The sequence below is a fragment of the Streptomyces fragilis genome, from assembly GCF_003112515.1.
Lineage (GTDB): Bacteria > Actinomycetota > Actinomycetes > Streptomycetales > Streptomycetaceae > Streptomyces > Streptomyces fragilis.
This window is the reverse complement of record NZ_BEVZ01000004.1, coordinates 817,906-842,589: the sequence shown is the minus strand read 5'-3', so window position 1 is coordinate 842,589 and position 24,684 is coordinate 817,906. Positions and strand designations below refer to the sequence as shown.

Annotated in this window: 24 protein-coding genes and 1 pseudogene; 15 read left to right on the top strand and 10 right to left on the bottom strand. The window is 73.6% G+C overall.

The features are described from left to right. Positions 1–17: 17 nt before the first annotated feature. Together trpS and Sfr03f_RS16970 are read left to right on the top strand one after the other, a co-directional pair. Entirely contained in the window at positions 18–1,031 is a 1,014-nt protein-coding gene (gene trpS / locus Sfr03f_RS16975; protein WP_108954714.1) for a tryptophan--tRNA ligase, read from the top strand. A gap of 221 nt (positions 1,032–1,252) precedes the next feature. Next, a complete protein-coding gene (locus Sfr03f_RS16970) occupies positions 1,253–1,825 on the top strand; it encodes a 2'-5' RNA ligase family protein (protein ID WP_108954713.1) in 573 nt (190 codons plus the stop codon). A gap of 103 nt (positions 1,826–1,928) precedes the next feature. Here Sfr03f_RS16970 and dprE2 read toward each other — a convergent pair whose 3' ends face one another. Both dprE2 and dprE1 read right to left on the bottom strand, forming a co-directional pair. Next, positions 1,929–2,690 (bottom strand): decaprenylphospho-beta-D-erythro-pentofuranosid-2-ulose 2-reductase, encoded by a 762-nt coding sequence (dprE2, locus tag Sfr03f_RS16965; RefSeq protein WP_108954712.1) that lies wholly within the window; start codon positions 2,688–2,690, stop codon positions 1,929–1,931. 22 nt (positions 2,691–2,712) lie between these two features. Next, the gene (dprE1, locus tag Sfr03f_RS16960; RefSeq protein ID WP_108954711.1) at positions 2,713–4,104 is read right to left on the bottom strand and encodes a decaprenylphosphoryl-beta-D-ribose oxidase; all 1,392 of its coding nucleotides are present in this window, start codon (positions 4,102–4,104) and stop codon (positions 2,713–2,715) included. A gap of 140 nt (positions 4,105–4,244) precedes the next feature. Between dprE1 and Sfr03f_RS16955 the strand changes: the two genes are divergently transcribed. From Sfr03f_RS16955 to Sfr03f_RS16940, 4 genes are read left to right on the top strand one after another with little or no spacing between them, the layout of a single operon-like run. Next, positions 4,245–4,838, top strand: coding sequence for a phosphatase PAP2 family protein (locus Sfr03f_RS16955; RefSeq protein ID WP_108954710.1), 594 nt, complete (start codon positions 4,245–4,247; stop codon positions 4,836–4,838). A gap of 25 nt (positions 4,839–4,863) precedes the next feature. Next, a complete protein-coding gene (locus Sfr03f_RS16950) occupies positions 4,864–5,811 on the top strand; it encodes a decaprenyl-phosphate phosphoribosyltransferase (protein ID WP_108955047.1) in 948 nt (315 codons plus the stop codon). Next, entirely contained in the window at positions 5,808–6,374 is a 567-nt protein-coding gene (locus tag Sfr03f_RS16945; RefSeq protein ID WP_372514391.1) for a GtrA family protein, read from the top strand. The genes Sfr03f_RS16950 and Sfr03f_RS16945 overlap by 4 nt, the downstream gene beginning before the upstream one ends. After that, positions 6,362–7,267: a YihY/virulence factor BrkB family protein gene (locus tag Sfr03f_RS16940; protein WP_108954709.1), complete on the top strand. Its 906-nt coding sequence runs from the start codon at positions 6,362–6,364 to the stop codon at positions 7,265–7,267. The genes Sfr03f_RS16945 and Sfr03f_RS16940 overlap by 13 nt, the downstream gene beginning before the upstream one ends. A gap of 447 nt (positions 7,268–7,714) precedes the next feature. Here the strand turns inward: Sfr03f_RS16940 and Sfr03f_RS16935 are convergent. Next, positions 7,715–9,115 (bottom strand): annotated as a pseudogene (locus tag Sfr03f_RS16935) (D-alanyl-D-alanine carboxypeptidase family protein); the annotation flags it as partial. Between the two features lie 139 nt (positions 9,116–9,254). Here Sfr03f_RS16935 and Sfr03f_RS16930 point away from each other — a divergent pair. The 3 genes from Sfr03f_RS16930 to Sfr03f_RS16920 all read left to right on the top strand — a co-directional run bounded on the left by Sfr03f_RS16930 (position 9,255) and on the right by Sfr03f_RS16920 (position 12,804). Further along, positions 9,255–9,497: an SCO4848 family membrane protein gene (locus Sfr03f_RS16930; RefSeq protein WP_108955046.1), complete on the top strand. Its 243-nt coding sequence runs from the start codon at positions 9,255–9,257 to the stop codon at positions 9,495–9,497. Positions 9,498–9,561: 64 nt separating this feature from the next. Next, entirely contained in the window at positions 9,562–11,097 is a 1,536-nt protein-coding gene (locus tag Sfr03f_RS16925) for a metallophosphoesterase (protein ID WP_108954708.1), read from the top strand. Between the two features lie 153 nt (positions 11,098–11,250). Further along, positions 11,251–12,804: an ABC transporter substrate-binding protein gene (locus tag Sfr03f_RS16920; protein WP_108954707.1), complete on the top strand. Its 1,554-nt coding sequence runs from the start codon at positions 11,251–11,253 to the stop codon at positions 12,802–12,804. Between the two features lie 34 nt (positions 12,805–12,838). On the opposite strand, the gene Sfr03f_RS16915 is transcribed toward Sfr03f_RS16920, so the two are convergent. The 3 genes from Sfr03f_RS16915 to Sfr03f_RS16905 are packed head-to-tail and all read right to left on the bottom strand — an operon-like array spanning position 12,839 to position 14,659. Continuing rightward, complete coding sequence (locus Sfr03f_RS16915) at positions 12,839–13,711, bottom strand: TetR family transcriptional regulator (RefSeq protein WP_281262840.1); 873 nt, start codon at positions 13,709–13,711, stop codon at positions 12,839–12,841. 22 nt (positions 13,712–13,733) lie between these two features. Further along, on the bottom strand, positions 13,734–14,279 hold the full coding sequence (locus Sfr03f_RS16910; RefSeq protein ID WP_245967597.1) for a thiol-disulfide oxidoreductase DCC family protein: 546 nt from the start codon (positions 14,277–14,279) through the stop codon (positions 13,734–13,736). Further along, complete coding sequence (locus tag Sfr03f_RS16905) at positions 14,246–14,659, bottom strand: hypothetical protein (RefSeq protein WP_108954706.1); 414 nt, start codon at positions 14,657–14,659, stop codon at positions 14,246–14,248. Before Sfr03f_RS16905 ends, Sfr03f_RS16910 begins: the two co-directional genes overlap by 34 nt. A 145-nt stretch (positions 14,660–14,804) precedes the next feature. On the opposite strand from Sfr03f_RS16905, the gene Sfr03f_RS16900 reads away from it, so the two are divergent. Continuing rightward, the gene (locus Sfr03f_RS16900; protein WP_245967596.1) at positions 14,805–15,269 is read left to right on the top strand and encodes an NUDIX domain-containing protein; all 465 of its coding nucleotides are present in this window, start codon (positions 14,805–14,807) and stop codon (positions 15,267–15,269) included. 31 nt (positions 15,270–15,300) lie between these two features. Here Sfr03f_RS16900 and Sfr03f_RS16895 read toward each other — a convergent pair whose 3' ends face one another. From Sfr03f_RS16895 to Sfr03f_RS16880, 4 genes are all read right to left on the bottom strand, one after another. Next, positions 15,301–16,488: a hypothetical protein gene (locus Sfr03f_RS16895; RefSeq protein WP_108954704.1), complete on the bottom strand. Its 1,188-nt coding sequence runs from the start codon at positions 16,486–16,488 to the stop codon at positions 15,301–15,303. Beyond that, positions 16,488–17,225: an RNA polymerase sigma factor gene (locus tag Sfr03f_RS16890; protein WP_108954703.1), complete on the bottom strand. Its 738-nt coding sequence runs from the start codon at positions 17,223–17,225 to the stop codon at positions 16,488–16,490. Before Sfr03f_RS16890 ends, Sfr03f_RS16895 begins: the two co-directional genes overlap by 1 nt. Positions 17,226–17,482: 257 nt before the next feature. Next, positions 17,483–18,196: a DUF4328 domain-containing protein gene (locus Sfr03f_RS16885; protein ID WP_245967595.1), complete on the bottom strand. Its 714-nt coding sequence runs from the start codon at positions 18,194–18,196 to the stop codon at positions 17,483–17,485. A 257-nt stretch (positions 18,197–18,453) separates the two neighbouring features. Next, complete coding sequence (locus Sfr03f_RS16880) at positions 18,454–20,031, bottom strand: beta-N-acetylhexosaminidase (protein WP_108955043.1); 1,578 nt, start codon at positions 20,029–20,031, stop codon at positions 18,454–18,456. Positions 20,032–20,219: 188 nt separating this feature from the next. Here Sfr03f_RS16880 and Sfr03f_RS16875 point away from each other — a divergent pair, with 188 nt between their 5' ends. From Sfr03f_RS16875 to Sfr03f_RS16855, 5 genes are all read left to right on the top strand, one after another. Beyond that, on the top strand, positions 20,220–21,011 hold the full coding sequence (locus tag Sfr03f_RS16875; RefSeq protein ID WP_372514390.1) for a 2-oxo-4-hydroxy-4-carboxy-5-ureidoimidazoline decarboxylase: 792 nt from the start codon (positions 20,220–20,222) through the stop codon (positions 21,009–21,011). A gap of 137 nt (positions 21,012–21,148) precedes the next feature. Next, on the top strand, positions 21,149–21,529 hold the full coding sequence (gene sdhC, locus Sfr03f_RS16870; RefSeq protein ID WP_108954701.1) for a succinate dehydrogenase, cytochrome b556 subunit: 381 nt from the start codon (positions 21,149–21,151) through the stop codon (positions 21,527–21,529). An 8-nt stretch (positions 21,530–21,537) separates the two neighbouring features. Beyond that, entirely contained in the window at positions 21,538–22,038 is a 501-nt protein-coding gene (sdhD, locus tag Sfr03f_RS16865) for a succinate dehydrogenase, hydrophobic membrane anchor protein (protein ID WP_108954700.1), read from the top strand. A 20-nt stretch (positions 22,039–22,058) separates the two neighbouring features. Then, positions 22,059–23,813 (top strand): succinate dehydrogenase flavoprotein subunit, encoded by a 1,755-nt coding sequence (gene sdhA, locus Sfr03f_RS16860; RefSeq protein ID WP_108954699.1) that lies wholly within the window; start codon positions 22,059–22,061, stop codon positions 23,811–23,813. Then, on the top strand, positions 23,813–24,586 hold the full coding sequence (locus tag Sfr03f_RS16855) for a succinate dehydrogenase iron-sulfur subunit (protein ID WP_108954698.1): 774 nt from the start codon (positions 23,813–23,815) through the stop codon (positions 24,584–24,586). The genes sdhA and Sfr03f_RS16855 overlap by 1 nt, the downstream gene beginning before the upstream one ends. The last annotated feature ends 98 nt before the right edge of the window (positions 24,587–24,684 follow it).

Sequence of the window (24,684 nt, the reverse complement as noted above, 5' to 3'; positions counted from 1 at the left end):
CTGAGAGAATGAGAGGCATGGCCTCTGATCGTCCTCGCGTGCTCTCCGGTATCCAGCCGACCTCCGGCTCGTTCCACCTCGGCAACTACCTCGGCGCGGTCCGCCAGTGGGTGGACATGCAGACGTCCCACGACGCCTTCTACATGGTCGTCGACCTGCACGCCATCACCGTGCCGCAGGACCCGGAGCAGCTCCGCCGGAACACCCGGCTGTCCGTCGCCCAGCTGCTGGCGGCCGGCCTGGACCCGGAGCACTGCACCCTCTTCGTGCAGAGCCACGTCCCGGAGCACGCCCAGCTCGGCTGGGTGATGAACTGCATCACGGGCTTCGGCGAGGCCTCCCGGATGACGCAGTTCAAGGACAAGTCCGCCAAGCAGGGCAGCGACCGCACCACGGTCGGCCTGTTCACGTACCCGATGCTGATGGTCGCGGACATCCTGCTCTACCAGGCCGACCAGGTCCCCGTCGGCGAGGACCAGCGCCAGCACCTGGAGCTGACCCGCGACCTGGCCGAGCGGTTCAACACCCAGTACGGTCCCACCTTCACCGTCCCGAGCGCGTACATCCTCAAGGAGACGGCGAAGATCTACGACCTGCAGGACCCGTCCGCGAAGATGAGCAAGTCGACGGCCAACCCCAAGGGCCTGATCAACCTCATGGACGACCCGAAGGTCACCGCGAAGAAGGTGAAGAGCGCGGTCACCGACACGGAGACCGTGATCCGCTTCGACCGGGAGAACAAGCCGGGCGTCTCCAACCTCCTGACCATCCTCTCCACCCTCACCGGGAAGACGGTCCCGCAGCTGGAGGCGGAGTACGAGGGCAAGATGTACGGCGCCCTGAAGACGGACCTGGCCGAGATCATGGTCGACTTCGTGACGCCGTTCCGCGACCGGACGCAGGAATACCTGGACGACCCGGAGACGCTGGACCAGATCCTCGCCAAGGGCGCGGAGAAGGCGCGCGCGGTCGCCGCCGAGACGCTGGCGACGACCTACGCGCGGATGGGCCTGGTCCCGGCCAAGCACTGACCGGACCACGGCCGACGCACGGGCGGCGCGCCGGGGGCGGCGGGCAGGACGCCCGCCGCGCCCGAGCGCCCCTCGCGCCACCGTGATCCAGGCGCGGTCCTCCCGGTTCGGCGGTGCGCCGCCGTACAGTCGATGGGGGCGGCGGACCCCGGCCGGCGGCCGGGGGCAGCACCCGTCGGGCGCGGCCCGGCGTGACGGAAGACGACACGACAGGAGACGACGTGGGGACCGTAACGATCGGCGTGTCGATCTCGGTCCCGGAGCCGCACGGCACCCTGCTCCAGCAGCGGCGCGCGGGCTTCGGCGACGCCGCTGCCTTCGGCATTCCCACGCACGTCACGCTGCTCCCGCCGACCGAGGTGGACGCCTCGGCGCTGCCCAAGATCGAGGCGCACCTCGCCGAGGTGGCGGCCGCCGGGCGGCCCTTCCCGATGCGCCTGGCGGGCACCGGAACGTTCCGCCCGCTCTCGCCGGTGGTCTACGTGCGGGTGGTGGCCGGCGCGGACGAGTGCGCCGAACTGCAGGCCCGCGTCCGGGACGAGGCGGGGCCGGTGGCCCGGGAGCTGCAGTTCCCGTACCACCCGCACGTGACGGTGGCGCACGGCATCGCCGAGGAGGCCATGGACCGCGCCTACGCGGAGCTGGCCGACTACGCGGCGGAGTGGCCCTGCACCGGCTTCGCCCTCTACGAGCAGGGCGCCGACGGTGTCTGGCGCCGCCTGCGCGACTTCCCCTTCGGCGGCGCCCTGGTCCCGCCCCAGGCCACGGTGGAGAGACACCCCACCCTGCACTGAACCGCGCACCGATCCCGTGCCGCGTTCCCGGTGCGGCGGGCCGCCTCCGGGTCCCCGCGGAGCGCCCGCGGCCGAGCGCCCGCGGCCGGCGCCCGCGGCCGGGTCAGAGCGGCAGGCGGCGGAAGAGGGGGCGGGGGAGCCGGCGCAGGACGGCCATCGCGGGGCGGAGGGTGCCGGGGACCCAGACCGTCGCGGCCCTGCGCCGCAGGCCCCATTCCACGGCCGCCGCGACCGCCCCCGGGGTGGTCGCCAGCGGCGCCTCCCGCAGGCCCGCCGTCATCCGGGTCCGCACGAAGCCGGGCCGCACCACCATCACGTGCACCCCCGTCCCGTCCAGCGAGTCGCCCAGCCCCTGCGCGAACGCGTCCAGGCCGGCCTTGCTGGAGCCGTAGATGAAGTTGCTGCGGCGGGCCCGCTCGGCGGCCACCGAGGAGAGCACCACCAGCGACCCGTGGCCCTGCCCGCGCAGCGCCGCCGCGGCGACCAGGCCCGCGGAGACGGCCCCCGTGTAGTTGGTCTGCGCGACCCGCACCGCGCCGGCCGGCTCCCGCTCGTCGCGGGCCTGGTCGCCGAGGACGCCGAAGGCCATCAGCACCAGGTCGACGTCGCCCTCCGCGAAGACCTTGCCCAGCGTCTCCTCGTGCGTCCCGGTCGCCAGCGCGTCGAACTCCACGGTGCGCACCTCGGCCCCGGGCCGCAGGGCCCGCAGCGAGGCGGCGGCCGCCTCCAGGGCGGGGGAGGGGCGCCCCGCCAGCCACACGGTGCGGCAGCGGCGGGCGAGCATGCGGCGGGCGACCGCGAGGCCGATCTCCGAGGCGCCGCCGAGCACCAGCATCGACTGGGGTGCGCCGAACGCGTCCTTCACATGAGCTCCTTCACGTAGGCGGTCAGAGACCGAGCCGGCGGGACAGGTCGGAGGTGAACACCCCGCGCGGGTCGAGCTCGGCGCGCAGTGCGCGGAACTCGTCGAGGCGCGGGTACATGGCCGGCAGCAGCTCGGGCCGCAGCCGGGAGTCCTTGGCGAGGTACACCCGCCCGCCGGCGGCCGCGACCTCCTCGTCCAGCTCGTCCAGGAAGGCGTCGAGCCCGGGCAGGCCGGCCGGGACGTCCAGGGCGAGCGTCCACCCCGCGGTGGGGAAGGACAGCCAGCCGGGGTCGCCGTCGCCGAACCGCTTGAGCACGGCCAGGAAGGACGGGCAGCGCCGCCCGGAGACCCGGCGCACGATCCGCCGCAGCGCCTCCTCCTCGCCGTACCCGACGACGAACTGGTACTGCACGAAGCCGTGCCGGCCGTAGATCCGGTTCCAGTGCGGCACGCCGTCCAGCGGGTGGAAGAAGGCCGGCAGGCGCTGCAGCTCGCCGGTGCGGTGCCGGGGGGCCTTGCGGTACCAGAACGCGTTGAAGGCCCCCACCGTGGTGCGGCCGAGCAGGCCGTCGGGCAGGAAGGACGGCGCCGCGGGCAGCCGGGAGGGGCGGAAGGCCAGCGGGTCGCGCCGGGTGCGGGCCCCGAGCGCGTCGAGCGGGGCGTGGTCGCCGCGGGTGAGGACCGCGCGGCCGGTGGCGCGGCCGCGGGCCAGCAGGTCGATCCAGGCCACCGAGTAGCGGTAGCGGTGGTCGGTGGTGGTGAGGCGGGCCATCAGGTCGTCGAGGTCGCCGGCCCGCTCGGTGTCCACCGTCATCCAGGACGTCTCCACCGGCTGGAGCGCGACCGAGGCGGTGAGGACGACCCCGGTCAGGCCCATGCCGCCGCAGGTCGCCTCGAAGAGCGGGTCGCCGGGGGCCACCGTGCGGACGACGCCGTCGGCGGTCAGCAGCTCCATCGACAGCACGTGGCGGGAGAAGGAGCCGGAGACGTGGTGGTTCTTGCCGTGGATGTCCGCCCCGATCGCCCCGCCCACCGTGACGTACCGGGTACCGGGGGTGACCGGCACGAACCAGCCGAACGGCAGCAGCACCTGCGTCAGCCGGTGCAGCGAGACGCCCGCGTCGCACAGCACCACGCCCGCGGTGACGTCCACCGCGTGGACGCGGTCCAGCGCCGTCATGTCCAGCACGGCGCCGCCCGCGTTCTGCGCCGCGTCGCCGTAGGCCCGGCCCAGCCCGCGCGGGATGCCGCCGCGCGCCCCGCAGCCGCGGACGGCGGCCACCGCCTCGTCGTAGCTGCGGGGCCGGACCAGCCGGGCGGCGGTCGGGGCGGTGCGGCCCCATCCGGTGACCGGGACGGCGCGGGCGGCGGGCGGCGGGGACGGATCCAGCGAGGAGGGCTGCGTGGGCGGCATGGGCGCGACGGTAGCGGCGGCACGTCCCCTGTGCGGCGACTGCTGCGGATATCGCGCGATTCTCGCCGGAACGGGTGATTGATGGAGGTTGGTGCGGTAATGCACCGGTTCGTGGCCCGCCCCGGTGAACAGTGGGCCTTATGCACGGGATCCCCTTCCTCGCCCCCTGCCCGCCCCTCTCCCCGCCCGCCTTCCTCCTGCGCCCGCCGCCCGCCCTCCGGCGGCTCGACGCCCGGCTCCTGGGCGCCCTGCACGCCCGGGGCGCCCACCCCCGCGCCACCGCCGCCGTCCGCGTCCTCTCCCACGCCGGGGAGCACGGCGCGCTGTGGCTGGCCGCGCATCTCGCCGCGGCCGCCGTGGACCGGCCCCGCCGCTCCGCCTGGCTGCGCGGCGCCGCGCTGACGGCAGCCGCCCAGGCCGCCAGCGTGGGCGTCAAGCACCTGGTGCGCCGCCCCCGCCCCACCGCCGTCGAGGCCCGGGTGCCGGTGCTGGCCGGCCACTCCTTCCCCAGCTCGCACGCCGCCTCCAGCGCCGCGGCGGCGGTGGCGGCCGGGGTGCTGCTGCCGGCGGCCGGGGCGGTGGCCGCACCGGTGGCCGTCGCGATGTGCCTGTCCCGGGTGGTGGCCGGCGTGCACTACCCGACCGACGTCGCCGCGGGCGCGCTGCTGGGCGCGGCCGTCACCGGCCTGGGGGCGCGGGGACTGCGGGGGCCGCGGGGGAGGGGCCGTGGCTGAACGCGTCGCCGCCACCGGCGCCCGGCTGGTCGGACCCCGCGTCCGCCCGGCCGGAGCCCCGCGCCCCGCACCACCCCGCCGCCCGGGACCCGGGGCGCTGCTCGCCGGGCTGGTGCGCACCGCCCGGCCCCGCCAGTGGGTGAAGAACGTCCTGGTGGTGGCCGCGCCCGCCGCCGCGGGGCAGCTCTTCACCGGCGCGGCGCTGGCCAGGCTGCCGCTGGTCCTCGTCCTCTTCACGGCCTGCTCCGCCGCCGTCTACCTGGTCAACGACGCCCGGGACGCCGAGGCCGACCGGGCCCACCCGCTCAAACGGCGCCGCCCGGTCGCCGCCGGACAGGTGCCGGTACCGGTCGCCTACGCGGTGGGCGGCGCCCTGGCCGTGCTCGCACCGCTCACCGCCGTCCTGCTGTGCCCGCCGCTGACCGCCGGGGTGCTGGCCGCCTACGTCGTCATGCAGCTGGCGTACTGCCTGCGGCTCAAGCAGGTGCTGGTGGTCGACCTCGCGGTGGTCGCCGCCGGCTTCCTGATGCGGGCCATGACCGGCGGCATCGCCATGGACATCCCGCTCTCCCGCTGGTTCCTGATCACCACCGGGTTCGGCGCGCTGTTCATGGTCTCCGCCAAGCGCTACTCGGAGGCCGTGGAGATGGCGGGCAAGGGCGGGGCCACCCGCGCGCTGCTCACCCAGTACACCACCGGCTACCTGCGCTTCGTCTGGCAGCTCGCGGCGGGCGGCGCGGTCCTCGGCTACTGCCTGTGGGCCCTGGAGGGCGGCGGCGTCCCGCAGACCGGACTGCTGCCGTGGCGGCAGCTGTCCATGGTCGCCTTCATCCTGGGCGTCCTGCGCTACGCCGTCTTCGCCGACCGAGGCACCGCCGGCGAACCGGAGGACGTCGTCCTGCGGGACCGCCCGCTGGCCTTGGTCGCGGCGGTCTGGGCGGTGCTCTACGGCCTGGCGGTGACCGGCTGGTGACGGCGCCCGGGGTGACCCGGCGGGAGCTCGCCGGATTCGCGGCGGCCGGGCTGGCGGCGTACCTGGTGGACCTCGCCGTGTTCACCGCGCTCCTCGGCCCGGGAGGGCTGCCGCCGCTGCCGGCGAAGGGGCTGGCCTTCCTCGCCGCCTGCGCGGTCGCCTTCACGGGCAACGCGGTGGGCACGTACGGAGGCCGGGGGCGGGCCACGGCGACGGCACCCGCGCCCGCGCCGGGGTCGGCGTCGGCGTCCGCGGCGGCGTCAGCACCCGCGTCCGCGTCCGCCCGTCCGGGGCCGGGGGAACGGCTGCGGCAGGCGGCCGTCTTCACGGTCGTCAACGCCGCGGGGGCCGCCGTCCAGCTGGGCTGTCTCGCCGTCAGCCACTACGGCCTGGGACACACCTCCCACCGTGCCGACCTGATCGCCGGGGCGGGTGTCGGCATGCTGCTGGGCACGGTGGTCCGTTTCTGGGGTACCAGAACCCTGGTATTCCGCGACCGGCCCGAAGAGGCGGGCGCGGTCGGGGACGGGAACCGGAACGGGGTCGTCGGATGGACTGGCTGAAGAACCTGCCCGTCGTCGGTCCCTGGGCCGCACGGCTGATGAGGACCCACGCCTGGCGCGCCTTCGAGCGGCTGGACGAGGTGAAGTGGACCCGCCTCGCCGCGGCCATGACCTTCACCAGCTTCGTCGCCCTCTTCCCGCTGCTCACCGTCGCCGCCGCGGCCGGGGCGGCCACCCTGTCCACCGCGCAGCAGCGGACCCTGCAGCACCAGGTGGCCGAACAGGTCCCCGGCATCTCCGACCAGCTCGACGTCGAGAAGCTGGTGGCCAACGCCGGCACGGTCGGGCTGATCGCCGGCGCGCTGCTCCTGTTCACCGGCCTGAGCTGGGTCGACTCGATGCGGGGCTGCCTGCGGGCGGTCTGGGAGATGCCGGACCCCGACGAGAACATCCTGGTCACCAAGGCGAAGGACCTGGGCGTGCTCTTCGGGCTCGGCGGGGCGGTGCTGGCGACGCTGGTGATCTCCACGGTCGCCAGCGGGATGGTGGGGCGGCTGGCCCGGGCGCTGGGGCTCGACGAGGGAGGCGTCGGCGGCGTCCTGCTGGGGATCGCCGCGTTCGCCGTCGCCGTCCTCGCGGACTTCCTGCTGCTGACGTACGTGCTGCGGATGGTGCCGGGGGCGCACCCCTCGAAGCGTCGCCTGGTCGAGGCGGCGCTGATCGGGGCGGTGGGCTTCGAGCTGCTGAAGCTGCTGCTCAGCGGCTACATCCAGGGAGTCGCGGCGAAGAGCATGTACGGGGCCTTCGGGGTGCCGATCGCGTTGCTGCTGTGGATCAACTTCACCTGCAAGCTGCTCCTGTACACCGCGGCCTGGACCGCCACCCCGAAGTCCTCCGCCCTCACGTCCGAGCCCCTGGGGGCCGGTGCCGCGGAGCCCGCCGTCCCCGCCTGACGCCGCGTCCCCCTCCCGGACGGATCAGGCGGGCTGGTCCTCGCCCTTGGCGGCGCGGGGAGCGGTGGCCTGCTGGGGCATCTTGGCCTCGGGGGCGCTCTCGCCGCTCCCGGAGGACGCGTCGGCGCCGGCCGTGCCGGCCTTCGCCTCGGTCGCCTCCGCCGTGTCGGCGTCGGCGTGGGGCGCCTCGGTCGCGTCGACCTTCGCCTTGGCTGCCTCTGTCGTGTCGACCTTGGCCCGGGCCGCCTTGGCCGTGTCGACCTTCACCTTGGTCGTCTGGGCCGCCCCGGCCGCCCCGGCCGCCTCGGTCGCCTCGGCCGTGTCGGAACCCGCGGCCGCCGTCACGTCCTCGCCGTCCTTCGCCTTCTCCGCGGCGTCGTCCGTCCTGTCCGCGCTTCCAGGAGGCGTGCCGTCCGCGGCGGTCGTCTCCCGTTCCGCCCCGGTCCCCGGCAGGGGCCAGCGGCGGTGGAGGAGGAACCCTCCGGCCGCGAGGAGGACCAGCACGCCGCCGACGATCGCGAGCGGTATCCACAGCGGCCCCGCCGTGCCCGCATCCGCGGCCACGGCGTCCCCCGCACCCGCCTGGTCGCCGGCCGGCACCGCGGCCGAGGAGGCGCCCGGGTCGGCCGAGGCGGACGCCGCGACCTGGGAGGCCGGCGGCACCAGCTCACCCACCGGCGTCACCTTCCCCGACGCCGCGAAACCCCAGTCCAGCAGCGTCGCGGTCTCCTTGTAGACCCGGTTGAGGTCCTTCTTCTCCGGGTTCATGACGGTGACCAGCAGCACCCTGCCGCCCCGCTCGGCGACGCCCGTGAAGGTCGCCCCCGCGTTGGTGGTGTTGCCGTTCTTGACGCCGGCGATGCCCTGGTACTGGTCGATCCCGGCGCCGGTGAGCAGCCGGTTGGTGTTCTGGATCTCGAAGGAGCCGCGGGTCTTCCTGCCGCCCTTGCCCTTCGTCGTCGCGCCGGGGAACTGCGCCCTCACCGTCGCCGCGTACTCGCGGAACTCCGGCCTCTGCAGGCCCGACCGGGCGATCAGCGTGAGGTCGTAGGCGGACGAGACCTGCCCCTTCGCGTCGTAGCCGTCGGGGCTGACCACATGCGTGTCGAGCGCCTGCAGTTCCTCGGCGCGGGCGTTCATGTCGGCGACCGTCCGGTCGATGCCGCCGTTCATCGCGGACAGCACATGCACCGCGTCGTTGCCCGACCGCAGGAAGACGCCGAGCCACAGGTCGCGGACGGTGTACTCCTCGTTCTCCTTCACGCCGACCAGGCTGGAACCCGCGCCGACCTGGGCGAGCTCCTCGCTCGTCACCTTGTGGGTCTGGGTGGCGGGCCAGCGGCCCAGCAGCGTGTCCGCGAAGAGCATCTTCAGCGTGCTCGCCGGCGCCAGCTCCTGGTGCGCGTTGTACGAGGCGAGCACCTCGCCGCTCTCGGCGTCCGCGACGATCCACGACTTCGCCGACAGCTCGTCCTCGGGCAGCTTCGGCGCGCCCACCCCCGGCAGGACCTGGATGCCGGGCGCGCCCAGCCGGGAGCCGCCCACCTTCGAGAGGGACGTCCCGGTCGTGCCGCCCCGCACCTTGCCGGTGCCGGAGGGGGCCGGGGAGGAACCGTCCGCGTCGTCGTCCGTGGAGTCGGCCGGGGTGGAGGTGACCCGGGGCGTGCTCGTCACCTTCGCGGGGGAGCCGGAGTCCGTCGAGCCGGTGCCGGTCCTGGACCCCGGCCGGATCGGCTTCGCCTCGGCCGTACCGGCCGTCAGGGGGAGCACCAGACCGAGCGCGAGCGACAGCAGCGTGGCGGAAGCGATCAGGGCGGGTCGCCGGGTGGTCTTCTTCGGAGCGGGCACGGACGAGAACGTACATGCCAAGGCGTCGGCGGACGTACTCCCGTGTCGCCTTCGTTCCCCGCCGTGATTCCCGTCGCACTCCACCGCCGGAGCGCCACCCCGGCCACGGTTCCGGTCACCCGGCGGCGATACTGGCCGTATGAAGCTCAGCCGACCCGTCTCCTGGTTCCTTCTCGCCTTCGGGGTGTGGAGCTGGGTCATCTGGATCACTTTCGTCAAGAACCTCTACAAGGACGGCAGCGGTCTCGCGTTCGACGACGCGGGCAACCCGACCGGGTACTTCTGGGTCCACCTGCTGCTCGCGGTGGTCTCCTTCGTACTGGGGACGGTCGTGGGGGTCATCGGGTTGCGCTCCGTCCGCGCATTGCGGCGCACTTCATAGTCGCCGACGCGGCCCCGCGCGCAACAGAACCCAACAGGACATCAGGACAAGGGAACTTCCGGACGTGGTCGTCGTTTTCGTGCTCGTCGCACTGCTCGTTCTGGCCGCGCTCGTGGCGGTGCACTGGTACGTGTGGCGGCGGCTGGTGCGGGACACCACCGTCCCCCGCGGCGTGGGCCGGCGGCTGGGCACCGCGGTGTTCCTGCTCGGCGCGCTGTTCCTCGTCGGCGCGCTGACCGGCCGCGGCGACTTCCTGCCGTTCGCGGTGCGCCGCGTGGTCTCCTGGCCGGGGTACCTGTGGATGGCGGCGCTGCTGTACGTCCCCATGGCCCTGGCCCTCACCGAGCCGCTGCGCCCGCTGCTGCGGCGCGCGCTGGCCCGCCGTGACGCCCGCCGCGCGGGCGAGGACGCCGGCCCCGCCACCGCCACTGCCGCCCCCGGGTCCGGCGCGGCCCCGGCGGGTGCGGCCGTTGAGCCCGGCGCGGCCCCGGCAGGCGCCCAGGGTGACCCCGCCGCGGACCCGGCGGGCGCCTCCGGGGCCTCGGGTGCTCCCCTCGCCGCCCCGGGCGCCGCGACGGCCCCCTCGGCCCCCGCGGCCCCCGCGCCCTCGGCGGGCTCCGTGGCCGTCGACCGGGCCCCCGAGTCCGTCCCCGCCACGGACGCGGAGGACACCGGCGCGGACCCGGCCGAGGCGGGCGGGACGGGCGATGTGGGTGGGACGGCCGAGGCGGGCGGGACGGCCGGCACCGCCGACGCCGGCACGCCCCCGCGGACCCTCAGCCGCCGCCTTTTCGTGGCCCGCACGGTCGGCTCGGTCGCCGCGGTGGCCGGTCTCGGCACCGTCGGCGCCGGCACCTACGGCGTGCTGAACGGACCGGGCGTCAAGCGGGTCACCGTGCCGCTGGCCCGGCTGCCCCGCGCCGCGCACGGCTTCCGGATAGCCGTCGTCAGCGACGTCCACCTCAGCCCGGTGCTGGGACGCTCCTTCGCCCAGCGTGTCGTGGACACCGTCAACTCGACCCAGCCCGACCTGATCGCCGTCGTCGGCGACCTGGTCGACGGCTCCGTGCGCGACCTGGGCCCCGCCGCCGCGCCGCTGGCCGGTCTGCGCGCCCGGCACGGCGCGTACTTCGTGACCGGCAACCACGAGTACTTCTCGGGCGCCGAGGAGTGGGTGGACGAGGTCCGCGACCTGGGGCTGCGCCCGATGGAGAACATCCGCACCGAGCTCGCCCACTTCGACCTGGCCGGCGTCAACGACATCGCGGGCGAGGACCACGGCCAGGGCCCGGACTTCGCCAAGGCGCTGGGCGACCGGGACCCCTCCCGCCCGGTCGTGCTCCTCTCCCACCAGCCCGTCACGATCGACGAGGCCGTGAAGTACGGCGTCGACCTCCAGCTGTCCGGGCACACCCACGGCGGGCAGCTGTGGCCCGGCCCCTACCTGGCGGAGCTCGCGAACCCGACGGTGGCGGGCCTGGAGAAGTACGGCGACACCCAGCTCTACGTGAGCCGAGGCGCCGGCGCCTGGGGCCCGCCGACCAGGGTCGGGGCCCCGTCGGACATCACCGTGGTGGAGCTCGCCTCGCTGCGGGCGTGACCACACCAGCCACAGGCGTGACCACAACGGAATCCTCGGTTCTGGTCAATTCCTTCCCCCGGGGGTCACTCCTGTGGTTCAGTGTGGCCGCCGATGTGAAGGTTCTGCGGACGATCGGCGGCAGGTTAGGTTTCGGGCCCTGGGGAGGGACCTGTGCGCTCGATTCGAGTGCGGATTTTCGCAACAGCTCTTGTTCTCGCGGTCGTCGGCGTCGGCGCCTGGCAGTTGCTGCCGGAGGAGACGGCCGACACCGACCCGATCCTGGTCGGCACGACCGACGTGGTGACGTCGCTCGACCCGGCCGGCGCCTACGACGCCGGTTCCTGGGCGGTGTTCTCCAACGTGTACCAGACGTTGATGACGTACCAGCCCGGCAGCACCACGCCGGTGCCGGACGCCGCCGAGGAGTGCTCCTTCGACGGTGACGACGCGATGGTCTACGTCTGCGAGCTGCAGGACGGACTGAAGTTCCCGAGCGGCCGCGAAATGACCGCGAAGGACGTGAAGTTCTCCTTCGAGCGCGTCCTGAAGATCAACGCGGACGTCGGTCCCGCCTCCCTCTTCTCCACGCTGAAGTCCGTGAAGGCCGACGGCATGAAGGTGACGTTCCGGCTGAACAGCCCGGACGCCACCTTCCCGTTCAAGGTCGCCACCGGCGCCGGCGCGATCGTCGACAGCGAGGCCTACCCGGCGGACGAGCTCCGCGGCGGCGGCAAGGTCGACGGCACCGGTCCCTACCGGCTCGCCTCCTTCAAGGAGAGCAAGGAGGCCGTCCTGCGGCCCAACCGGGACTACCGGGGGGCCGTCGAGGAGAAGCCCACCCCGGTGACCGTGCGGTACTTCCACGACTCGGAGGCCCTGGACAAGGCGTGGCAGGCCCGCAAGGTCGACGTCGCCTCCCGGCAGCTCCCGCCGGACACGCTCGCCGGGCTGTCGGCCACCGACCCGGAGTACCGGGTGTCCGAGAGTTCCGGCTCCAGCACCAACAACCTCGTCCTCAACGTCAAGTCGGGCTCACCGCTCGCCGACGTCTCGGTGCGCCGGGCGATGGCCTGGCTGGTCGACCGCGAGAAGATCGCCGCCACGGTCATGCAGGACTCCGTCGAGCCGCTGTACTCGTTGATCCCGGCGGGCTTCACCGGTCACAACACCGCCTTCTTCGACGCCTTCCCCGACCGAGACCCGGACAAGGCCCGCACGCTGCTGCGCGAGGCGGGGATCCGGACGCCGGTCGTCATCGACCTCGGCTTCCCGAGGACCGGCGCCCGCGAGCAGGAGGCCTACGAGCTGAAGAACCAGCTCGAGGAGGGCGGCCTGTTCCTGGTCAAGCTGGAGGGCCGCGAGTGGGGCGACTTCCAGAAGGACTACGCGAAGGGCAAGTTCGACGCGTACACGGTCGGCTGGATCGCGGACTACCCGGACCCGGACAACTTCTCCGCGGTGCTGATCGGCACCGGCAACGGCATGAAGAACGGTTTCAGCGACAAGCGGGTCGACGACCTGATCCTGCAGAGCCAGGCCTTCGGCGACCGGGTGCGGGCGGTGCGGACCTTCGAGGAGATCCAGCGGCTGACGGCCGACGAGGTCCCGATGATCCCGCTGTGGCAGCGCAAGGAGTACACGGTCACCAGCAAGGACGTCGGCGGCGGCCAGTACCTCAGCGACGGCACGGGCGTGTACCGCCTGTGGCGCCTCGGGTGGCTCTGACCCCGTCCGTCGCCGTACCGCCGCGCCCCCCGGGTCAGGCGTCCGACGCCGGCTTCGCGTCGGTGCTGTCGGCGCTGCCGTCGCCGCCGCGGTCCCGTTCCGCCGAGGCGGCCCGCTTCGGGGCCCGCCTCCCGGTGGACGCGGGCCCCGGCGCGGGCGCGTCCGCGCCCGCGCCCTCCGCCCTCGCTCCGCCCTCGGCACGTTCGGCGTCCGGGTCCCCCATCCCCGGCAGGAAGTCCGTGAACAGTTCGTGGACCTCGCGGACCAGCGGCCGCAGCACCCGGAAGCGGGCCAGCGTGACGCCCAGCGTCGTGAGCCGGGCGCCCCGCTCGGCCAGCCGGTAGCTGCGCTCGCGGCCCGGGGTGCGGTCGAAGACCCAGTAGACGACCAGTCCCATCAGGGAGAGCCACATCAGCTCCGGCAGGGTGTCCTTCAGCTCGGCCGGGACCTTCGCCTTCGACCCCGCCAGCACCTCGCGGAAGATGCCGATGGACTCCTCGCGCGGCGCCCTGGAGTCGGTGGAGAAGGGGCTCAGCGGCGAGTCCGGGTCGGCGGCGTTCTTGAAGAACTGCGCCGCGAACTCGTGGTACGGCTCCGCCACGTCCAGCCAGGCCTTGAGCACCCCCGCCAGCCGGGCCTGCAGGTCCGTCTCCCGCTCCAGGACCGCCCGGGCCGCCACCTTGTGCTCCGCGCCGATCCGGTCGTAGAAGCCCTGGATCAGGTGTTCCTTGCCGGAGAAGTAGTAGTAGGCGTTGCCCACCGACACCCCGGCCTCCTGGGCGACGGCGCGCATCGTGGTGCGGTCGTAGCCCCGTTCCTGGAAGAGGCGCATGGCCGTCTCCAGGATCAGCGTGCGGGTCTGCTCGCTCTTGGGCTTCGGGGTCCTGGAATCCTTCGGTTCGGGCACGCCCCGAGCCTAACCAGTGCCGTCAGCCCGCGGGGCATGCCCCGTCGGAGCACCCCCGGGCGTCGAGCGTCCACCCCGCGTCGGGGTGGTACACCCAGCCGTCCTCCCGCCGGTACACCCCGCCGCCCCAGCGGCCCGGGACGCCGGAGGGGACGCCCGAGGACGCCCCGGGCCGCAACTGCGCCCGCCACTTGGCGGCCGCCAGCACCGCGGCCCGGGCCACCCGCTCGCCCGCCGGCGTGCTGAGCCGGTGGGCGAGCGGACGGTGCTCGCGCAGCGCCCACAGGCAGACGATCCAGGCGGCCGGGCCCCGGTAGACCTGGCCGGCGTCGCCGACCACCGTGATCTCGTCCAGGGTGGCCCCGTGGTCCAGCCCGGGGAAGCGGCGCCTGGCCTCCTCCGAGGCCGCGGGCACCATGTCCAGCCGGACCAGTTTGGGCTGCCGCCGCAGCCAGTCGCCCAGGTGCCGGCAGAGCGGGCAGCCGGCGTCGTACAGCACCGTCAGACCGGTGACCGGCACCCGGCTCACCGCGGTCACGCCCCGGTCGGCGCGGCCGGAGCCGCCCACGCCTGCGGGTCCACCGGCGGAACGTTCTCCCGCTCCATGCGCCCCCGCCGGCGGATCCGGCTGAGCACCCACACGTTGCCCAGGTGCAGCACGCCGAGGACCAGCAGCACCACGCCGAGCTTGGTGGAGAGCGCCTCGAAGACGCCGCGGGCGTCCGCGACGGCCTCGTCGCGGTTGAGGTACAGGGCGACGAAGCCGAAGTTGACCAGGTAGAAGCCGACCACCAGCAGGTGGTTGACGGCACCGGCCAGCTTCTCGTCGCCCCTCATCACGTCGGCGAGGAAGATCCGCCCGTTGCTGCTGAGGGTGCGCGCCACCCAGACCGTGAGCCCGATGCTGACGGCCAGGTAGACGACGTACGTGATCACCGTGAGGTCCATGCCCCCACCTTCCTTGAACGCGTTCAAAAACGCTGACGAGACGAAGGTAGACCTCTTTTTGAACATGTTCAAGTCGCCCGTGGGGGCCGGGCGGAAGGGGTGCGGGCAGGAGCGGGCGGGCGCGGCGCCCGCCTACGATGGGTGCGTGACGACCCCTCACCGCCTCATCGCCGCCGTGTGGAGGCGGCTCCGCGGCTCCTGGCAGTGGCGGATCCTCCGCCTGGCCAACGCCACCTTCATGGTGGGCGTGACGGGAGTGGTCCGCGACGACGCGGGGCGCGTGCTGGTGCTCCGGCACCGGCTGTGGAACCCGGCGCTGCCGTGGGGCCTGCCGACCGGGTTCGCCCGGCGCGGCGAGGAGTTCGGGCAGACGGTCGTCCGCGAGGTCAAGGAGGAGACCGGCCTCGACGTCCGGCCCGGGCGGCTGCTCCGGCTGCGGAGCGGCTTCCGGCTACGGCTGGAGGTCGCCTACGAGGCGCAGCTGGTGGGCGGTGAACTCGTCGTGGACGACTTCGAGATCCTCGAGGCGAGGTGGTGCGACCCGGGAGACCTCCCGGAGGGCCTGCAACCGTCCCATCGCGAACTGCTCACGGACCTTCCACGGGCGTGACGCCCCGAAGTGCCCCGGCGCGACCGAGATGTCAGCCACGGCGGCCGGCGGTCGCGGGCTCCGCGCCGCGCTCGCGCCGGGTGCCCCGCTCGGCCGGGGAGCCGGCTTCCGGGCGGAAGGTCCGGTCGTGGGCGGAGGTCTCGCGGGCGCGGCCGGCGCCGCCCCTGCCCGCGCCCGGGCCTCGCTCGCCGGCCGCCTGGCCGGCCACCGTGCGCCGCCCGTTCTCCGCCGACTCGCCCCGCTCCCCGCGCCGGTCCTTCTTCCGGTGGTCCCGGTGGCCCTGGTCGTCCCCGTCGTCGTCGCCCTTCAGCGAGCCGTCGGCCGGCGCCTCGCCGCCGTCGCCGACCAGACCGGCGCAGTACGCGGACACCCCGGCGCTCCCCGCCGCGGCGGCCAGCTCGCGGCGCTGTTCCGCCGTCAGGGACCGCCCCGCCAGGTGGTCGCGGCAGGTGTCGCGCAGGGACTCCCGGGACCCGCGGCCCCGGTCCCCGGACCGCCCGCCGGAGGAGCCGCCACCGGCGCCGGGGCCGTTCCTGTCGCCGTGCGCCTCACCGCTTCCGGCGGCGTCCCTCGCGTCACCGCGCCCGTCCGGGCCGGACGTCGCGCCGTCGTGTGCCCCGGACGTCGCGCTACCGTCGCCGCCCGTGCCACCGGCCGACGCGCCGCTCCCGGCCGGCGGCCGGACGCCGACGCCGTCGGTGACACCCGACAGGGCGCCACCGGACAGAGGGGCCGCCGGCGCCTCCGAGCCCAGCGGCACCGGAGTGGTCGTGCCGGAGGGCACCGGCATCCCGGTGGCCACCGACCCGGCCGGGGCACGGTCCCCGGAGACGAAGCCGTGCAGCCCGCCGCCGATCGCCGCGCCGCCGCCGACCACGCCGGCCACCAGCACCGCCGCCAGCACGAACCGGTGCCGGGCGGCGCCGCGCCCGCGCCGCGCGTGCCCCCGCACCGGGAACGCCGCACCCGGGGTGTCGGGCGTGCCCGTGCCGGCCGCGCCGCGCGCGGCCCGAGCCTCACGGAAGGCGGCCAGCGCGGCGTCCTCGCCGGCCGCGGAGTGCGCGGCACGGTCCGCGGGATCGGCCGGAGCCGCCGAAAGGGCGTCCAGCACCCGCGCGAGGTCCCGGGCCGCCCCGGAGTCTCCCGCGCCCAGGCGCTCACCGCGCAGCAGGCGCTCCGCCGTCTCGCGGTCCAGCCACCTGTCGTGCTCGTCGGGCATCACATGTCCTTCTGCGTCCGCGTCGGCGCGTACGTCACTCCGGCGGACGTCACCAGTTTCTGGCGCGGCCACCGGGGCGGCTGCGGCACCAGCCCGAGTATGCCGAGCCGTTCCGCCACCGCCTCCACCGAGGAGGCCGTCGTCGGCTCGGGCCCCGGCCCGCGCCCCGCGCCGCGCCCGGCCCCCGGCGCGGGTTCCGCGAGCAGCTCGGCCAGCTTGCGCAGTCCGCGGTGCGCCGCCTGCCGCACGGCGCCGGGCCGCTTGCCGAGCGTCGCGGCGGCCGACTTGGCGTCCAGCCCCATCACCACGCGCAGCACCACCGCCTCGGCCTGGTCGGCCGGCAGACGGGAGATCAGCGCGAACGCGCGGTCGGTGGCGAGGGCGTCGATCGCCTCCGCCGCCGTGTCCGTGGTCGCCGGCCGGTCGGCGAGTTCCGTCTCGTCGCCCGCGGTCGCCGGGCGGCGGCCGCGCATGCGGATGTGGTCCAGCGCCCGGTTGCGGGCGATGCGCGCCGCCCAGCCGCGGAAGCGGTCGGCGTCGCCGGTGAAGCGGTCGAGGTCGCGGGCGATCTGCAGCCAGGCCTCCGAGGTCACGTCCTCGGCGTCCGGGTCGCCCACCAATGTCCGTACATAGCCGAGCAGCCGAGGGTGCACCGTGCGGTACACAGTCCGGAACGCGGTCTCGTCCCCGTCCTGTGCCGCGTGCACCGCGGCGGTCAGCTCCGCGTCGTCCCCCACGCCACGCGTGCCTTTCTCGCGCCCAGACCGGCACCGCGCCCGCGGTCCGGTTCGTCTCCGTCGCCCCAGGCACGTTACGGGGCCGGAACGCCCACGTCCACGTGCTCAGGGGAGCTCACGGCACTTTTTGTGTGCGTGGTGTGACAAATCCGCGGGCGTCGGCGCTGAAACGAGTGCGGGCCGGTGACGGCCCGCACCGCGACGGTCGGGGCCTCTCCTGTGGGGGGTGGCGGTCCCGGCCGTCGCCCGTCACCGCGTCAGGCGCCGTGCGGCGGTACGGGTGTCGCGGGCGGGGCCGGAACCCCGGCCGCGGGGGCCGTCTCGGCGGCCACCGCGGCCGCCAGGGCCACCGCCTTCTCGTGCTGCGCCGCGGAGAGCCGCAGTACGAAGACCGCGGCCACCACCGCGGTCACGGCGTCGAACCCGTCCGAGGCCATCATCCAGAGCAGGCCGTCGCCGGCCGCGTCGACCGGTGCGGCGTCCCCCTGGAAGGCGCTGTCGTAGGCGCGCGAAGCGATCCGGCCCAGTGCCCAGCTGCCCAGCCACAGCGTCCACCACAGGTTGAGCAGGGCCTCGGAGCGCGGCTCTCCCGCCCGCGCCGAGGCCCGCCAGATGTCGCCGGCGATCCGCCGCGGGAACCACAGGTTGGCCACCGGGACGAACCAGCCGCCGATCGCCCAGCCCCGCTTCATCTCGTGCCCGTCCGGACGGAACACCTCGGCGTTGACCCGGACTCGGTGGAACCAGACCAGGAACACGACGCCGCAGGCGCTGAAGGCGACGGCCTGCGCGACGGCCGCCACGACCATCAGCTGGTTCTCGGCGTGAGTGGTGTAGACGTCGATCACGGCGGCCCCGGCAGCCGCCCGTTCGCGCACCGTGTCGTACATCCCGTGGTCCGTCACCACCGCGAACAGGTCGGTCAGGGCGACCAGTCCGAGCAGCGCGGCGGTCCACCGGCCCAGCGTCACAGGCGGACGGAGCCAGGCGCTCGGTGCGCCGGCCGCGGCGCCGGGCCACTGCCCGGAGGCGCACCCGGCGCAGTGCGTCCCCCCGGGCCGGGCCTCGGATCTGTGGCAGTTGAGGCAGAGCAAGACGGACTCCCGGAAAGGTGACGGCGCACGGCGGTGCGGGTGGACGCAGCGGTGCGGGCGGGTCACGTTGCCGTGGCCCGCCCGCACCGGAGAGGGGAACATACGTCCGACGGCGCCGCGCCGTCCAGGGGGATTCAGCCGAGCCGCTCCGCGAGCTGCTGGAACTCCGCCCAGCTCAGCGACGGTTCGCGCCGGTCCCACAGCTTCTGCGAGGTCGCCCGCAGCGGCATCCGCAGCCCGGCCGCCACCTGTTCCTGGGTCTGGGCGTTCGGCCGGTCGCCCCAGACGGCCAGCGAGCCCCCGAGGATCTGGGAGTCGTACCGTTCGGGCACCGCCGTGGTGCCGCGCACCACGAACGGGGTCCACTGCTCGTAGATCCGCTGCCCGGTCGGGTAGACGAAGGTCAGCGGCTCGCCGAGCACGTAGTAGAGGTACTCGTCGTTGTAGTTGATGAGCTTGCGCCCGCGCTCCAGGAACTCGGAGGGCTCCCGCGCGCCGATCTCCTTGCCGGTCCAGTAGGCCACCTGGATGTCCTGCGACGGCGCCACCGCGCCGCCGTCGAAGAAGCCGTCGTTCCAGGCGCGCGGGGTGCGGTCCAGCTTCTTGACCGTGGCGGCCCGGTCGTTGAGCCATCCGGTGGTCAGGTCCTCGACGGTGCCGCCGGGGCCGTACTTCTCGCGGGCGGCGGCGGCCAGCCCGGGGTAGGTGGCCTCCGGGTCGCTCGCCAGCAGCGCCACGTACTCGTCGGCGCCGAGGTGCCACTCGGTGCCCGGGAAGACCTCGGCGTACTCCCGGATCAGCTCGTCCACGAGCTTGCCGGCGGCCGGCTTGGAGATGTCGATCGCCCCCGCGGCCGGCCGGCCGTTGGCCTTGTACAGCTGGAGGTCGGGGTGGGCCGCGAGCACCGCGCCCAGGTGCCCGGGCGAGTCGATCTCCGGGACGATCCGCACGTGCAGGCTGCGGGCCAGGGCGACGATCCGGTTCACCTCGGCCTTGGTCAGGTGCGGGTCCGTCACCACCTCGGAGTGGCTGCTCGACTCGACGCGGAAGCCCTGGTCGTCGGAGAAGTGCAGGCCCAGCTCGTTGTACTTGAGGTCGGCGATCTCCCGGACGCGGTCCTCGATCCAGGCGGCCGAGTAGAACTTCCGCGCGATGTCCAGCATCAGGCCCCGCTTGGGCTCGGCCGGCTCGTCGCGGACGACGCCCTCGGGGGCGCCGCCGCTCGCGGTCACCATCTGCTTGAGCGTGCGGGTGCCGTAGAAGACGCCCGCCTCGGCCGGCCCGCTGATCACCACGCGGCCGCCGTCGACCGTCAGCCGGTAGGACTCCGGGTTCGCCCCCCGGTCGCCGGCGACCTCCAGGCGCAGGTCGCCGGCCTCGCGGTCGCGGGCGGCCTTCTCCCCGGCGTAGGTCATCCCGAGCTCCCGGGCGACCAGCCGGCCCTCGTCGGCGAGGCCGTCGTCGCCGACCACCACCCGGGCGTCCTTCGCCGGCCTCCAGCCGGGCCCGGAGGCCGCGGTGTACTCGGTGACGGCGGGGATGGTCCGTGGCGGCCCGGACACCGGCGTGGGCGAGGCGGGCGCCGCCCGGGTGCCGGCGGGGGTGCGGCTGCCGGGCGACCCGCCGTCGTGGCCGGCCGGCCAGAGGCCGTAGGCCAGGACGGCCGAGCCGGCGGCGACCACGGCCGCCGCGCCCCACCGGGCCTGCCGCATCCGCTTCACCCGGTCGGCGGACCGGCGGGGCCTTCCGTGCTTCGAGCTGTTCGCGCTGTGACGACTGTGCTGGCTCACCTTGCCAACGTAGGAGCGATTCGTCCCGATCGCCCGCCGACGCGCGGCGTCCACCCGTGGGCCGTTTCTCTCCCCTGCGGGTGAAAGACGCATATTCGGCTACCGCCTCCGTGGTCGCACCGCTACCGTGTGTCCACACCTCCCACATCGTCCGCGCATCGTTCCTGACGACCGCATCCGGCGCCCCGACCCGGCGCCCCGGAACCCGCCGAGGACTCCCGCTGCCTTCGCCACGCATCCCGGAACAGGGCCGTGCCGCGCCCGACGGCCTGGAGCGGTTCAACCGGGCACCCGTGACCGCCGCCCGGCGCCTCCTCGCCTGCTGCCTGCGCAGCGAGCGCTGGGCCGGCCGGATGGCCGCCCACCGGCCGTACCCGGATCTCGCGTCCCTGCTCGCCGCCTCCGACGAGGCGGCCTACGACCTGTCGCCCGACGAACTGCTGGGAGCCGTCCGCGAGGAGTGCCGGATGCTCCGGACGGACGAACTCGCCCGTACCTTCCTCGCGGCGGACGACCCGCTCGCGGCGGCCACCCTGCCCGCCACGCCGGGCGGAGGCGGGCTGTGGTCCGAGCAGCAGCTGCGGGTGGTCCGCTCGATGCCGCGCGCCGCCCGCACGGCGGTGCGCGCCGCCTGGGTGGCCTACGAGCAGCGGTTCGGGCACGGCTTCGTGCTCTCGCTGGAGGGCGTGGCCCCGGAGGACTCCCTGAACCACCTGCTCGCCACCGTCCGCAGCCGGCTGGCCCTGACCCCGGAGGACGAGCGGGTGGTCGCCGCCGAGGAGCTGCGGCAACTGGCACGCGAACGACTCACCCGACTGATTCGTTCCGATCGCCCGGATGATTTCGATCCGACTTGTGCCGAATTCCCCCCTTTCGCACCCCCGCTGGGGCTACCGGTTTGATCACATCGGCAGGGCTGCGCTAAAGGTTCCGACAGCACGTCGCTACGATGGCCGGGGCCGGTGGACCGTACCCGGCCGGGCCCGTCCGACAGACAAAGCCGGCGAGGCCCCAATCCCCGCTCCCGGAGGGTTCTTCCGTGCCGGCTGGAACGCTTTACCGCGGACGGGAAGGAATGTGGTCGTGGGTGGCTCACCGAGTCACCGGCGTGCTGATCTTCTTCTTCCTGTTCGTCCATGTGCTCGACACCTCTCTCGTGCGTGTCTCCCCGGAGGCCTACGACGAGGTCGTGGCCACCTACAAGACGCCGCTCGTCGCGCTGCTGGAGTACGGCCTCGTCGCCGCGATCCTCTTCCACGCGCTGAACGGCCTGCGCGTCATCGCCGTCGACTTCTGGTCGAAGGGCACCCGCTACCAGAAGCAGATGCTCTGGGCCGTCGTCGGCGTCTGGGTCGTGCTGATGATCGGCGCGCTGTACCCCGTCCTCGGTCACGCCGCTCGTGAACTCTTCGGGAGCTGACGCGAAGCATGTCGAACAACACCGTCAAGACCGACACCACTGCTTCGGGCATCGGCCCGGTCGAGGAGGCGGGCGCCTCCCCGTACTCCGCCGACAACCCGGCCCCCGTGATCGAGCCCCCGCGCAAGCGCACCAAGAAGACCGGCAGGGCCACCCGGGGCAACTTCGAGCTGTACGCCTGGCTCTTCATGCGCCTGTCCGGCGTCGTCCTCGTCGTCCTGGTCATCGGCCACCTGCTGGTGCAGCTGGTCCTGGACGGCGGCGTGCAGAAGGTCGGCTTCGCCTTCGTCGCGGGTCGCTGGGCCTCGCCGTTCTGGCAGGTCTGGGACCTGCTGATGCTGTGGCTCGCCATGCTCCACGGCACCATCGGCCTGCGCACGATCATCAACGACTACGCGGAGCGCGCGAACACCCGTGTGTGGCTCAAGGGCCTCCTCTACACCGCGACGGTGTTCACCATCCTGCTGGGCACGCTGGTGATCTTCACCTTCGACCCGAACATCCGCTAGATCCGGGGCTGCAGACTTCCATGAAGATCCACAAGTACGACACCGTCATCGTCGGCGCCGGCGGCGCCGGCATGCGCGCCGCCATCGAGGCGACGAAGCGCAGCCGCACCGCCGTGCTGACGAAGCTCTACCCCACCCGCTCCCACACGGGCGCCGCGCAGGGCGGCATGGCCGCCGCGCTGGCGAACGTGGAGGAGGACAACTGGGAGTGGCACACCTTCGACACGGTCAAGGGCGGTGACTACCTGGTCGACCAGGACGCCGCGGAGATCCTGGCGAAGGAGGCCATCGACTCGGTCCTCGACCTCGAGAAGATGGGTCTGCCGTTCAACCGGACCCCCGAGGGCCGCATCGACCAGCGCCGCTTCGGCGGTCACTCCCGCAACCACGGCGAGGCCCCGGTCCGCCGGTCCTGCTACGCCGCGGACCGCACCGGCCACATGATCCTCCAGACGCTGTACCAGAACTGCGTCAAGGAGGGCGTGGAGTTCTTCAACGAGTTCTACGTCCTGGACCAGCTGCTCACCGAGGTCGACGGCAAGCAGGTCTCGGCCGGCGTCGTCGCCTACGAGCTGGCCACCGGCGAGATCCACGTCTTCCACGCCAAGTCGGTCATCTACGCCTCCGGCGGCACCGGCAAGTTCTTCAAGGTCACCTCCAACGCGCACACCCTCACCGGTGACGGCCAGGCCGCCGTCTACCGCCGGGGCATCCCGCTGGAGGACATGGAGTTCTTCCAGTTCCACCCGACCGGCATCTGGCGCATGGGCATCCTCCTCACCGAGGGCGCCCGCGGCGAGGGCGGCATCCTCCGCAACAAGCACGGCGAGCGCTTCATGGAGAAGTACGCGCCGGTGATGAAGGACCTCGCCTCGCGTGACGTCGTCTCGCGCTCCATCTACACGGAGATCCGCGAGGGCCGCGGCTGCGGTCCCGAGGGCGACCACGTCTACCTGGACCTCACCCACCTGCCGCCGGAGCAGCTGGACGCCAAGCTGCCGGACATCACCGAGTTCGCGCGCACCTACCTCGGCATCGAGCCCTACACGGACCCGATCCCGATCCAGCCCACCGCGCACTACGCCATGGGCGGCATCCCCACCAACGTGAAGGGCGAGGTCCTCGCCGACAACACCACGGTGGTCCCCGGCCTGTACGCGGCCGGCGAGGTCGCCTGCGTGTCGGTGCACGGCGCCAACCGCCTGGGCACCAACTCGCTGCTGGACATCAACGTCTTCGGCAAGCGGTCCGGCATCGCGGCCGCCGAGTACGCGCACTCCGCGGACTACGCGCCGCTGCCGGAGAACCCGGCCGAGTTCGTGGTCTCCGAGGTCGAGCGCCTGCGCTCCGCCACGGGCAACGAGCGGGTGGCCGACATCCGCCGCGAGCTGCAGGAGACCATGGACGCCAACGTCATGGTGTTCCGCACCGAGCAGACGATCAAGGCAGCCGTGGAGAAGATCGGCGAGCTGCGCGAGCGCTACAAGAACGTCTCGATCCAGGACAAGGGCAAGCGGTTCAACACCGACCTGCTGGAGGCCGTCGAGCTGGGCAACCTGCTGGAGCTGGCCGAGGTCATGGCCGTCTCCGCGCTGGCCCGCAAGGAGTCCCGCGGCGGTCATTACCGCGAGGACTACCCGAACCGCGACGACGTCAACTTCATGCGCCACACCATGGCGTACCGCGAGGTGGCCGAGGACGGCTCGACGAGCATCCGTCTCGACTACAAGCCGGTCGTCACGACCCGCTACCAGCCGATGGAGCGTAAGTACTGATGGCAACCCCGACCCTGGAGAAGACCGACGGCGGCGCCGAGCCCGGTTTCGCCGACTCCCCCTACATCACGGTCACCTTCCGCGTCCGCCGCTTCAACCCCGAGGTCTCGGCCGAGGCGGAGTGGCAGGACTTCACCTTCGAGATGGACCCGAAGGAGCGTGTGCTCGACGGTCTCCACAAGATCAAGTGGGAACTGGACGGCACGCTCACCTTCCGCCGCTCGTGCGCGCACGGCATCTGCGGCTCCGACGCCATGCGGATCAACGGCAAGAACCGCCTGGCGTGCAAGACGCTGATCAAGGACATCAGCCCCGAGAAGCCGATCACCATCGAGGCCATAAAGGGCCTGACGGTGCTCAAGGACCTCGTGGTCGACATGGAGCCGTTCTTCCAGGCCTACCGCGACGTGATGCCCTTCCTGATCACGAAGGACACCAACGAGCCGACGCGTGAGCGTCTGCAGTCCGCCGAGGACCGCGAGCGGTTCGACGACACCACCAAGTGCATCCTGTGCGCCGCGTGCACGTCGTCCTGCCCGGTGTTCTGGAACGACGGCCAGTACTTCGGTCCGGCCGCGATCGTGAACGCCCACCGCTTCATCTTCGACAGCCGTGACGAGGCGGGCGAGCAGCGCCTGGAGATCCTCAACGACCGTGACGGCGTGTGGCGCTGCCGCACCACCTTCAACTGCACGGACGCCTGCCCGCGTGGCATCGAGATCACCAAGGCGATCCAGGAGGTCAAGCGCGCGCTGATCACGCGTCGCATCTGACCCGGACCGCCGCCCGGCGCAGCCGTACGACGAGGGCCCCGCACACACCGTGCGGGGCCCTCGTCGTGGTGTGTGCGGGGCGGGGGTGACATTTTCCG